Raw genomic sequence first — 12,210 nt, 5'->3', positions numbered from 1 at the left:
GGCGGTCGGGAGGGCGCCGTGTCGGACGGGCGGACGGGGTGTCAGCCCCAGTTGCCCACCAGCGGGGTGTCGCCCGGGTTGCCGAACTTCCTGCTGTAGACCACCAGGTCGGAGTTCTCGGCGGCCCCGTAGAAGGTCTGGTCGCCGGGCCGGTACACGCCGATGGTCTCCTTGCCGCTGCCGTCCCAGTCGCCCTTGACCGGGCGGTCGCCGGGGTTGCCGAACCTGACGCCCGGGCGCGGGTGTTCCGTCTCGTTGGAGTCGTTCAGGTAGAAGGTCTGGGTCTGCGGGTCGTAGACGGCGACGGTGGTGGTGCCGTTGCCGTCCCAGTCGCCGACCAGCGGCTTCCAGCCCTCGTTGCCCAGCTTGATCCGGTACCTGACGGTGGCGTTGTCGTCGGACAGGTAGAAGTACTGGTCGCTGGGCCGGTAGACGCCGACCGTGCTCCGCCCCTGCCCGCTCCAGTCGCCGACCAGCGGGACGTCACCGGGGGCCCCGAACGGGAAGGTGGCGGCCACGGTGGCGTTGTCGTAGGACAGTTGGAAGGTCGCGGTGTCGCGGTGGTAGACGCCGACGGTGTCGGTGCCCGGCCCGTTCCAGTGGCCCGTCAGCGGGACGATGTCGCCGCCCCCGCCGCCGAACACGGCCTGCCCGGTGTACCAGCCGTTGTGGGCGGCCTGGCCGAAGCTGCCGTCCGAGGGCCGGTACACGCCCACCGAGGCGGGCGCCGGCGTGGGCGTGGCGTCGACCACGGCCTTGCCGATCCTCTGCTGCGCCGCGACGGTCAGCGGCACCTTGTTCGGCTGGTCCGGGCCGAGCCAGCGGAAGTTCTGCAGGTAGACGACCCGGGGGTCCTGCGCGGCGATCGCGCGGTACTCGGCGTTGTACGCCGCGATGTCGGCGTCGGTCTTGCCGGAGTAGCAGCCGTCGGCGACCCGGTACTCGTTGGTGGACTCCGGGAAGAGCATCAGGTGCTGGTCCGGCGAGGAGAGGAAGGTCTTCAGGTTCGCCAGCAGCCGCTGGATCTCGCCGCGGCCCTCGCAGTAGTAGTCGAAGCCGACGATGTCGACCGTGGACGGGATCGGCGCGGTCTGCTCGGCGTTCCAGCGGTCGAGGCTCATGATCAGCGTCTTGTCCGGGAACGCGGCCCTGATCCGCTCCGCCTGCGTCTGGACCTGCGCGGGGCTCAGGCCGTGCGAGTAGGGCTCGTCGCTCACGTCGACGGCGCCGATCTTGTCGATGTTCGACCCGATGCGCCGCACCAGGTCCAGGAGGTTCCGCGCGGCGTTCGGGTTCGGGTCGACGGCCCAGGAACCCGGCGCACGCGGGACCACCGTCTCCTGGTTGAGGTCGATCACGCAGGCGGCCGGCCGGCACTGGTCCAGGAACTCCAGGCGGGGGTCCTGGTCGCGCAGGTAGTTGTTGAAGTTGGTCCACTGCGCCACCTCCGGCGCGTGGTTGGCGCTGAAGTTCGGCTCGTTCGGGTCCCGGATGTCGAAGAACCCGTAGTAGCCGAGCCCGCCCAGCATGGAGACCCGCAGGTCGTCCGCCGTGGTGACCTGGCCGGCCGCCGAGTGGTGCGCGCCGAGCGAGACGTAGCCGTCGCGGGGCAGCTTGGCGGCGGTGCGGCCGGAGAACACCGTCGTGCCGTTGACCCTGACGGTCGCCTGCTGCCGGTCGCCGGTCGCCAGCGCGGCCGACACCTCGTAGGAGCCGGCCGGCGGGACGGCGGGCAGCGCGGTCGGGGTGCCGCCCTGGAAGAGCGTCAGCCCGCCGTCGGCCTGGACGCGCAGGCCGAGCGCGATGTCCTCGGCGTCGACGGCGCCCGTACCGCCCGAGGCGTTGCCGACGGCGAGGGAGGCCCAGTCCTGGCCGGAGGTGCTGCCGACCACGGGGGTCAGGACGGCGTGCACCGTGTAGGCGCCGCTCTGGACGTCCGAGGTGGCCGGCTTGTCGAGGCGGACCGCCGAGGTGCCCTTGGGGAAGGAGAGCACGTTCGGGTGGGCCGGGCTGTTGACCTGCACCGAGCCCGCCGGCGGGTCGAGGGCCAGGCCCTTGACGCCCGACACGGCGGTGTAGTTGGCGGAGATCAGGCTCGGCTGGCGGGCAGCCAGGTCCTGGTTGAGGCCGTGGTCGGCGGTGGCGTTGGGCGCGCCGTCGAAGGTGTCGACGAACGGCTTGGCGCTGCGGGTGGCGCTGGTGTCGATCCGGCTGACGTTCAGGCCGTGGCCGGCGCCGTCACCGAAGGTGGTGACGCGGTTCGGGTCGGAGAGGTACGCGCCGAGGTAGAGGAACTCGCTGCCCGGCCAGCGGGTCACCCCGGCCGGCGCGGAGACGGTGAACGGGGTGCCGTTCACGGTCAGGGTGACGGCGCGGTCGGCGCCGGTGGAGACAGTGAGCGAGACGGCGTACTGCGCCGTGGGCGCCACCGTGCCGGTCCAGAAGGGGTTCTCGCCGCCGCCACCGTGGAAGAGGGCGAGCTTGCCGCCCGAGGTGACGGTCAGGCCGAGGTCGACGTCGCCGCCGGTCACGTAGCCGTTGCCGCGGTGGCTGCGGCTCAGCACGATCGAGCCCCAGTCGGCGCCGCCGGTGTCGCCGACGACCGGGTCGACCACCGTCGAGACGGTGTAGTGGCCGGTGCCGTCCGCGACGGCGGGCGCGCCGAGCATGATCGCGGAGACGCCCTTGGCGAACAGCAGCTTGTCGGGGTGGTCCGGATGACTGGTCTGGACGAACCACTGGTCGGGCGCGGTCGAGGTGTCCCAGCGGCCGGAGACCCGGGTGTAGGAGATCCCGTGCTGCCCGGCCGGGGGCGACTGCCGGGCGTCGAGGCCGACGTTCAGCCCGTACAGCGGGTCGGTGTCCTGGGCCGGGTCCAGCCGGAAGGTGTCCGCGAAGGCGCGCGTGGTGGTGAGGTCCACCGGGGTCGGGCCGGACCCGTCACCGGCCGGTGCGCCGGGTGCTGAGCCGGCAGGCGTTGAGCCGGCGGGTGCGGCGGCCGCCGTGGTGGGTGCGAGGCCCGCGGGCAGCAGTGCCAGCGCGAGCGCCGAGGCGCCGGCGAGCAGCCCGCGGCCCAGGCGTTGAGTGAGTATCACCGAGTGTTCGTCTCCCGGTCGTCGAATCGGCGACGCGGGTGTGCGCCCCCGAGGGGAGAGCGGACACAGCGGTGTCGTACCCCAGCTCAGCGACCTTCCCCCCGGGCGGGATCATAGAGGGTGGGTACGAACGGCCGCACCGGGTGTTCCGGCGCGGCCGTGGGCGGGTCGACTCGTTCACACCCCGTGGGGCGTCGACAGCTCGTAATTCATGACACCTCGTGGGGCGTTGGCACCTGGCGGCTCGTCACACCTCGAAGGGCGTGATCGTCTGCTCGGCGCGCCCGTCGAAGACCTGCGCGGTCACCGGGTCGCCGCTGCCCCCGGACGTGCTGGAAGTCATGGCCCAGCCGGCGGAGTTCACCACGGCCTCGTTCATCACGTCGTACGTCCACTGCTGGGCGGCCGAGCCGTCACACGCGGCGGGTGTGATCTGACCGCCGACGGAGGACGGCGCGGCCAGGCACTCGTTGCCCTCGGCGCTGCGCATGCTGCCGTCGCGGGCGAAGACGAACAGCTGGTTGCCGTTGGGCGATTCGGCGCAGCCGTAGGTGATCACGCCGGTGGCGCCGCCGCGGTCCAGACAGGCGCCGTTGGTGAAGCGCAGGGGCCAGCGGGCGGACTGGCCGAGACCGGTCTCGGTGATCAGCGTCCCGTCGTCCTGCTTCTGCTGCCGGACCATGTCCTGACAGGTGCCGCTGGTCGACGTTCCCGTGTTCGCGGCGGTGAGGGTGCCGCCGTTGCCGGTCATCTTGCCCCACCGGTTCTCGGCGTACGCGTTGTCGTCGCACACGTACCGGGAGTCGTTCCAGTCGAAGTACTCCACCCAGCTGCTCCAACTGTGCTGGATCTTCGAGGAGTTCGGCAGCAGGGCCTCGCCCAGGACGAAGCTGGTGCCGGCGGTCTCGTCGCTCACGGTGACCTTCGCCCAGTGGGTCACGGGGTCGATCTCCACGTGGAAGGCGTAGGTGTCCCCGGTGACGGGACGGCCGTGGTTGACGGTGGTGTTGGAGCACTGCAGGTGCTGGCCCTCACCCTCGTTGTTCCAGCAGTGCGAGCCCTCGGTCCCGTCCTTGAACTGGAGGTCCTTGTCGGCCCAGGTCGACCAGAGGAACTGTCCGCTGTTCTGCTTGCCGAGCTGGAAGCCGGTGTAGGAGAGGTTCCCGTCGAAGTTGAACTGGTGCGCCCAGTACACGTCGCCGTCTCCCGGGCTGGTGACCACGGTGTTGCGGAAGTCGATGTCCGTCACGGTGTCGGTGGTGTTGAAGGTCCAGTCCGAATAGGCGCCGGGCGTCTGACCGGTGGCCGTGATACCGGCGGCCGCCGGCAGGGCGGACGGCGTCGGAACGGCCTCGGCCGTCACGGCTCCGGTCCAGATCCCGGAGAGGGAGAGGAGGGCGGCGACGGTCGCCGGCCAGGCGGACGGGCGGGTTCGAGGACGGGCTGGGAATGACACGTGGGGCTCCTTGGGAGAATCGGGAGAAATCGGGCGGTCGAGCATCCACAAGATTTCTCCGGCCGGAGGCGCGCGGCAATCGGAAGCGCTACGGAGCGTGACGGATTTCCTGCCGGATCCGCCCGAACGCCCTGGTCAGCGGGACGGTCCTGCGGGAGGTCCGGGCAGGGGCGGGCGGCGCGTGGGACGACCAACCGGACGCATCCGGCGACCGCCGTCCGGAGCATGGCCGGGCGGCGCCATGACGGTCAGATGGGATCGTTTTCGGTCAGGTCCGTCGATGTATCGATCTGGATCTATCAGCGACCTGATCACCGCCGCTAAGGTGCGGCGCATCCCCGCTGTTACACCCTCCCCGCGCCGCACCGACGGCGGGGAGACGACCGATCGGAACGGTGTCGCCGTGACCACGATCCTCCGCAAGCTGATGACCCGTACGGGGAGGGCGGCCGCCACGGTCGCCGTGCTCGCGGCCGCCCTCACCGGCACGACGGCGGCCGGCGCGGCCTCCGCGGCCTCCCCAGCCCCGGCGGCCGCCGCAGCCGGCGGCTGGAGCTGTTCCGGGGCGCCCGTCCCGGCCGGCTACGTCATCACCATGTACAACGCCGGCGGCTGCAACAACCACGGCTCGTGGTACCAGCGGCCCGCGCAGGACCGCCTCTGGACCTGCTCCGGCTCGCCGATCGTCTCCGGCTACGTGCTGACCAACTACGACTCCCGGGGGTGCAGCGGCGTCGGCGCCTGGTACCACGAGCTGGTCCGCAACGGCGTCTGGACCTGCCCGTACTCGCCGATCCCGGCCGGGTACCGCAGCACCACCTACGACGCGCGCGGCTGCAGCGGCCTCGGCGCCTGGCTCACCGTGAAGATCTGAGCACCGGGAACCGCCGGACGGGACGGCGGTGGGCGACGGCGCGCGCCGAGCACGGGGGCGAACCCGCGCGCCCGCCCGACCGCCGTCCCCTCAGAACCGCAGGTCCATCCGCTGCTCGACCGCGTCGACGCCGAACTTGCGGGCCGGGCGGGAGACGGTGAGCTCGAACCCGGCCGTCGCGTAGAGGTGGTGGGCGGCGCCGAGTCCCTCGACCGTCCAGAGCAGCACGCCCTCGTACGCACGGGCCCGGGCCTCGTCCAGGGCCGTCTCCAGCATCCGGCGGCCCAGCCCCCGGCCCCGGGCGTCCGGGTCGAGGATCACCCACCGCAGCTGGCCCCAGCCGGGGCGCTCCTCCGCCCGGACGAGACCGGTGGCGCCGACCACCCGGCCGTCGATCTCGGCGACCCACAGGCGGCCGGGTGCCGCGCCGCCCTCACGGGCCCGGGCCAGCACCAACTCGGCCATCCCGGCGGCGACATAGGCCTCCATGGTCGCGTCCATGCCGTACTCGCGGGAGTAGAGGACGCCGTGCAGGGCGGCGACGGCGCCCAGGTCTCCGGGCCGGAGGGCCTCGCGGATGGTCGCGGGTGCGGTGGCGGCCATGCGGCATCCCCTTTCACTGAAACACTCGTTTCAGTGAAACGATAGAGCACGTGTCCGCTCCCACCACCGCGCCCTCCCACCCGTCGCCCCGTCCCTCATCCCCTCGGCGCGCGTCGGCTCGGCAGCCGTCCCCGCGCCGCGAGGACCTCCTCGCGGCGACCGTCCGCTACGTCGCCGAGCACAACGTGTCCGACCTCTCCCTCCGCCCCCTGGCGGCCGGGATCGGCTCCAGCCCGCGCGTGCTGCTGTACCTGTTCGGGTCGAAGGAGCAGCTGGTCCGGGAGGTCCTGGCGGTCGGACGGGCCGAGCAACTGGCGCTGCTGGAACGGTCCGAGGCCGAGGGCGGCAGCGCCCGCGAGACCCTCGACCTGCTCTGGGCGTGGCTGACGCAGCCCGAACACCGAGGGGCGCTGCGGCTGTTCTTCGAGGGGTACGTCCGCGCCTTCGGCCGGCGCGGGCCGTGGCCGGACTTCGGCACCGCCTCGCTGGAGGAGTGGCTGCCACCGCTGGAACGCGTCCTCGACGGCACCCGGGCGAACCCCACCGTGGTGCTCGCCGTCCTCCGCGGCCTGCTGCTGGACCTGCTCGCCGGGGTCGACGACGAGTCCGACAGCTCCGACAGCTCCGACGGGTCCCACGCCCGGCGCGTCCACACCGCCTGGCACGCCTTCCTCGACGCCGCCCTCGTCTGAGCCCCGGCCCGGGCGACGGATCCCGTCGGCCGGCAGATGTCGCGCACCGGCGGATGCCGCGGTCCCGACGGCCGCACCTCCGGCCGGGTCCGTCCCCTGCGCGGACCCGACCGGCAGCCCATGCGGCGCGTACGGGACTGACGCGTACGCCTGTCCCGTGCCGTGGGGATCGAGCCTAGGCAGGGGCGCTTACCGATCGCTTACCAATCACTGACGGCTGCGGCCCGCGACCGGTACGGCCGCGGCTGCGGCAACGGCCCCGGCCCCGGCCCCGGCCGCGGCCGCTACCGGACGTCGCTCAGCTCCCGCGCCTCCGTGAGCACCCGCGCGGCCGACTCCGGCAGCCCGGCCGCCTCGTAGGCCCGGCCGAGCGCCCGGAGCGCCTCCGCGAGGAAGGAGCGCCAGCCGCGGGCGCGCCACACCAGCACGGACTCCTCCAGGTGGGCGACGGCCGAGGCGCGGTCCCCCGCCGCCAGGTCCAGCTCCCCGAGGATGCCGAGGGCCTGGGCGAGGTGGTGCCCCAGGTCGAAGCGGCGGGCGATGGCCAGCGCGGCCTCGGCCGTCTCCCGGGCGCGGCCGTCGCCGGTGGCCGCGTACAGCGTGGCCAGGTACAGCAGCGAGAACGCCTCCACGTAGCGGTCCTTGAGCGAGCGGGCCATGGCGAGCGAGCGCAGGAGCAGCTCGCCGCCCCGCTCCACCTGGCCGGCCCGGCCATGGGCGGCTCCCAGGAACTGGATCGCGGTCGCCTCGAAGCGGGTGTTGCCGATCAGCCGCGCCAGCCGCAGCGTCTCGGTGAGGTGCTCGATCGTGCGGTCGAGGTCCGTCTCCCCGTGGGCGATGGCGATGATCTGGTGCGCCCGGGCCTCGCCGCCCGGGTGGTCGTGGGCGGTGGCGAGGTCCAGGGCACGGTGGCCGGCGTCCAGGGCCTCCTGCGCGCGGCCCTGGGCGACCAGGCTCCAGGCCGTCAGGACGAGGGCGTCGGCGGCCCCGCGCTCCTCCCCGACCTCCTCGAACAGGCGCCGCAGGTGCCGCGCCCGCTCCTCCAGGGCGACCATCGTCTGGGCGCCGTCCGCCAGGTCGACGGCCGTGCCGGAGCCGTCGGCCGGGGTGGTCCAGGTCGTCACCTCGATCAGGCCGCGGGTGAGCACGGCGGTGCCCAGGCCGTCACCGGCCGACCGGCAGGCCTGGAGGACGGCCAGGTGGGTGGTGCGCCACTCGTCGTACAGGCCACGCACGTCGCAGTACTTCTCCTGGCAGGCGGCGAGGTCCCAGGCCACCGGCACCATGCGCAGCGCGGCGGCCTGCCGGGCGCTCGCGTCCAGGGCCGGCTGCTCGGCGTCGAACCAGGCCATCGGGTCGTCCAGCAGCGCCGCCGCGACGCCGGACGGCATCGGGTGGCGCGGCGCGGTGCCGTGGATCGGCGCGAAGCACGGCCCGGGCACCTGGTCGGCCGCCTGCTCGGCCAGCCAGAGCCAGGCGCCGAAGGCCCGTCCGAGCGCGGCGGTGCGGGCGGCCGGCTCGTCCGCGGCCTCGGCGTGCTCGCGCGCGTACAGCCGGACGAGGTCGTGGAAGCGGTAGCGCAGGTGCGGCTCCGTACCGGTCTCCTGGAGGAGCTGGGCGTCGATCAGCTCCTCCAGCTGGCGCTCGGCCCGCTCCGGCGGGATGTCGGCCACCGCCGCCGCGACCCACGGCGCGAAGTCGGGCGCGTCGAGCAGTCCGAGCAGCCGGAACGTCCGGCGGGTCGGCTCCGGCAGCCGGGCGTAGCCGACGGCGAAGCCGGCCCGTACGGCCAGGTTCCCCGCGGCCAGTTCGTCGAGCCGGCGCCGTTCGTCGCGCAGCAGGTGCGCGAGCCGGGCCAGGGTCCAGCGCGGCCGGGCGGCCAGCCGGGCCCCGGCGATGCGGACGGCCAGCGGCATGCCGCCGCACAGCTCGACGATCTGGGCGGCGGCCACCGGCTCGGCGGCGACCCGGCGGTCCCCGAGGATGCGGCGCAGCAGCGTCCGGGCGTGGGGCGCGTCGAGTTCGTGCAGGTCGACGAGCAGGGAGCCGGGCAGCGCCGTGAGCGCGGCGCGGCTGGTGACCAGGACGGCCGGGCGGTCCGGCCCGTGCCCGGCCGGGTCCGCCGGGGTGCCCGGGAGCAGCGGGCCGATCTGCTGCTCCCCGGCGGCGTTGTCGAGCAGGACGAGCGTGCGGCGGCCGGCCAGCAGCGTGCGGTACAGCGCGGAACGCTCCTCCAGGGAGGCCGGGATCTCCCGGGGGTCCGCGCCGAGGGCGCGCAGGAAGGCGGCGAGGACGCCGGCCGGGTCGGCGGGCGACTCGTCGGCCCCGCGCAGGTCCGCGTACAGCCGGCCGTCCGGGTAGTCGACGGCGGCGCGGTGGGCGCTGTGGACGGCCAGCGCCGTCTTGCCGATGCCGCCCATCCCGGCGATCACCGGCACCCGACCGGCCGCCAGGGCGTCCAGGACGAGCCGCACCTGCTCGTCACGACCGGTGAAGTCCGGGATGTCGCGCGGGAGTTGGGAAGGCACCCGGGAGCACCCCGGAACGGCTCGGGCGTCCTCCCGGTCGTGCGCCAGCAGCGCCAGGAAGACGCCCTGCACCTGCTCGCCCGGCTCGATCCCCAGCTCCTCGGACAGCCGCCGGCGCAACGCCTGGAAGCGGCGCAACGCCTCCGCCGCCCGCCCGTCCGCCGCCAGCAGCTCCAGCAGGGCGGCCTGCACGGGCTCGTCGTACGGGTACTCCTCGGCGAGCGCCGTCAGCGCGGGAACGGCCGCCCGGGCCGCCCCGTCGGCCTGCGCGGCCCGGGCCAGGGCCAGGACCGTGGCACGCACCTCGTCCTCCACGGCGGCCACCAGCGGGTCCTCCCGGTTCACCCGCTCCAGCCCGGCCAGCACCGGCCCGCGCCGCAACCCGATCGCCCCGGCCACGTCCCCGTCGGCGGCGAGCCCGCGGAACCGCCCGAGGTCCACCGCGCCCGGCCCGGTCACCAGCCGGTACCCCTGCGCGTCCGACTCCAGCACCACCGACTCGTCCCCGAACCCGCCGAGCCAGCCGCGCAACCGCGACATCCCGGTGTGCACCGCACCCCGGCCCACCCGGTCCGCCTGCCCCGCCCACACCAGCTCCAGCAGCCGCCCCACCGACAGCCGCTCCCCCTCCGCCAGCAGCAGGACCCCCAACAGCCCCCGCAACACGCCGGCCCGCGGCAACGCCTGCGGCACGGAGTCCACGGCGACCGCCAGGGGCCCCAACAGCCCGAACGTCATCTTCATCCGCTGCATCCGCTTCAGTCCCTCAGAGCCCACGACCGCCCTCGGCCCGCCCACGACCCTAGTACGGACACGGCCCGACCGGCATTCACCAGCCCTCCCCGGACCGGGGCGCCCTACCGCCCACGCAGGCCGTCCGGCCTCCCCTTCAGCGCCGCACCTCGACGCTGGCCCCGGCCGCGGGGAACTCGGCCGCCATGGCCTCGGCCAGGTCCGGACGTCGCGTCGTCAAGGATCGTCTCGCGGCCTGCCGTGCCGGAGGCCGGGCCGGTCTGCCGGGAGACGCCCCAGGCCGGGTCAGGAGCCGGGGAGCAGGGAGGCAAGGTAGGCCTGGGTCTCGGGGTCGGTGGAGTAGAGGCGGGTGCCGTGGGTGGCCCGGGTCGCGAGGACGCGGTAGGTGTTCAGCGCGTACGGCAGGTACTGCTCCGGGGGCAGGGTCCGCAGTTGTACGGCGTCGTAGCTGGCCTCGGGGCGGGCCCGCCAGCGGTCGTGGCGGCGGACGAGGTCGCCGCCCATGATGACGGCGCCGAAGGCGTACTCGAGGCCCTGGGCGGTGTAGATGCATCCGACCTGGTCGTGCCCGCCGCGGTCGGTCGCCCAGTACGGGCGGGCCGGGATGTCGGGGAAGCCGGGGACGGGCTGTTCGGATCGCAGGTTCCAGGGGCGGGCCCAGGAGCGCTCGTCGTGGTCGGGGCCGTGCCAGCGGATGGCGACCTCCGGCTCCAGCGGGGGGACCTCGCCGGTGTCCCAGGGCCAGCAGAACCCCGCGGTGATCCGGGCGCTGCGGCCCTGCGCGGTGTGGCCGTCGACCCAGGAGGCGAGCGCGTCCGGGTCCGTGGCCAGGGCGAGGTCGTAGCTTCCGCCGTTCCACGGACGCGCGGCGCCGGCCGGGGAGAACAGGAGGTCCACCCAGCGGTGGTAGGCCTGGGAGCCGTTGCAGCGGAACTGGCTCTCCAGGTCGACGTGCCGGAACGCCGCCCCGGACTCCTGCGCGTGGCGGGCCAGTTCATTCAGGGTGAGGCCCTCGCTGGGACGCACGATCTGGCGTTCGTCAAGGAACAGGACCAGGACGCCGACCCGGTCGAGCAGGTTGCGCAGGACGGCGGGGAAGCCGGTGCCGCGCTGGTGCGGGTAGGTGGCGGCGCGGTGCGCCTCGTCGAGGAGGACCACGCTGTTCTTGTCCAGCCCGCCGGGGGTCTTGCTCTTGAACGTCGCGACGAGGCCCCGGGACTCCTCGCGCAGCAGCCGCTGGAGCTGCCGGGTGAGGGTGCCGGAGGGGGTCAGCAGGCGGGGGTTGCGCCGGGGCTCGCGGCACAGTTCGCCCATGAGGCGGGCGGCGATCGCCGTCTTGCCGGTGCCGGGCCCGCCGGTGACCACGACCATGCCCCCGGGCCCGTGCGCCCCGGCCGCGCCGAGGCCGTCCTCGCGCGCGTCCGCCTCCCGGACGGCGTCCAGGATCGCCAGCCGGGCCCGGTCCTGTTCCCCGATCAGGCGGAACGGGCGCTGGTCCTCGATGTTGGCGGCCAGCCGCTCCATGGCTTGCTCGGAGGGCCGGTGCTCACCGGCGAGGAACCGGTCGACGGCCTCCCCCGGCGCGGGCGACAGGCCGGCGCAGCCGAGGCGCTCCGCGAGGTCTCCCGCGGGCACGCCGACCGCGAGGTCGTCGCGGCCCAGCAGGGGGAACTCGGCGCTCGGGGAGTCGGGCGACACCATGCTCCGGAGACGCTCGATCACGTCGGCGGAAGCGTTGTGCAGGACCACCGCACCCCTCGCCCGAACGCCGTTCCCGCCGTCGGCCCAGCCCCGCAGGTAGTGCACGTATCCGCCGACCTGGCGGGCGGGATGCTGCACGGACCGCCGTCCGACCTCCAGCATCCCCGGGTGACCCGGTACGGGCCGCGCCCCGGTCCACTGCTTCAACTCGACGGCCACGACCGCCAGGGCGCCGTCCACGTCCTGGCCGACGACGGCCGCGTCGACGCGCTCACCCGTTCCCGGCAGCGACAGCTCCAGCAGGACGTCGAGACCGCCCAGACCGGCGCGCACCAGCGCGTCGAGGAGGACGGGCCAGCTCCGCCGCCAACTGCCGGCCTCCTCCTCCCCGGGCGCCGCGCCGTGCAGGGCACGGAACCGCGTCGCACAGGCGTCCATGAACTCCGGCCGCGCGGCCCGCCGCGCCACGTCGTCGATGATCCCCCGGTGTACGTACATGACCGATGGA

Annotated in this window: 7 protein-coding genes; 2 read left to right on the top strand and 5 right to left on the bottom strand. The window is 74.2% G+C overall.

Translation table 11 applies throughout. The features are described from left to right. Positions 1–41: 41 nt before the first annotated feature. On the bottom strand, positions 42–3,095 hold the full coding sequence (locus ACWDCZ_RS28965; RefSeq protein WP_449817370.1) for a hypothetical protein: 3,054 nt from the start codon (positions 3,093–3,095) through the stop codon (positions 42–44). Between the two features lie 247 nt (positions 3,096–3,342). After that, positions 3,343–4,551, bottom strand: a complete 1,209-nt coding sequence (locus ACWDCZ_RS28960) for an RICIN domain-containing protein (RefSeq protein WP_449817369.1) — start codon at positions 4,549–4,551, stop codon at positions 3,343–3,345. Positions 4,552–4,954: 403 nt separating this feature from the next. Between ACWDCZ_RS28960 and ACWDCZ_RS28955 the strand changes: the two genes are divergently transcribed. Further along, entirely contained in the window at positions 4,955–5,425 is a 471-nt protein-coding gene (locus ACWDCZ_RS28955; protein ID WP_449817368.1) for a hypothetical protein, read from the top strand. A 90-nt stretch (positions 5,426–5,515) separates the two neighbouring features. Here ACWDCZ_RS28955 and ACWDCZ_RS28950 read toward each other — a convergent pair whose 3' ends face one another. Then, positions 5,516–6,028: a GNAT family N-acetyltransferase gene (locus tag ACWDCZ_RS28950; protein WP_049651892.1), complete on the bottom strand. Its 513-nt coding sequence runs from the start codon at positions 6,026–6,028 to the stop codon at positions 5,516–5,518. A 50-nt stretch (positions 6,029–6,078) separates the two neighbouring features. Between ACWDCZ_RS28950 and ACWDCZ_RS28945 the strand changes: the two genes are divergently transcribed. Then, positions 6,079–6,720 carry a TetR/AcrR family transcriptional regulator gene (locus tag ACWDCZ_RS28945; RefSeq protein WP_449817367.1) on the top strand — a complete coding sequence of 214 codons (642 nt, stop codon included), beginning with the start codon at positions 6,079–6,081 and terminating at the stop codon, positions 6,718–6,720. Positions 6,721–7,004: 284 nt separating this feature from the next. On the opposite strand, the gene ACWDCZ_RS28940 is transcribed toward ACWDCZ_RS28945, so the two are convergent. Continuing rightward, complete coding sequence (locus tag ACWDCZ_RS28940) at positions 7,005–9,992, bottom strand: ATP-binding protein (protein ID WP_449817366.1); 2,988 nt, start codon at positions 9,990–9,992, stop codon at positions 7,005–7,007. Positions 9,993–10,286: 294 nt separating this feature from the next. Then, a complete protein-coding gene (locus ACWDCZ_RS28935; protein ID WP_449817365.1) occupies positions 10,287–12,200 on the bottom strand; it encodes a DNA/RNA helicase domain-containing protein in 1,914 nt (637 codons plus the stop codon). Positions 12,201–12,210: the final 10 nt, after the last annotated feature.

The sequence above is a fragment of the Kitasatospora sp. NPDC001225 genome (assembly GCF_053597855.1).
The sequence above is the reverse complement of the archived record's forward strand: the minus strand, read 5'-3'. Positions and strand labels throughout refer to the sequence as shown.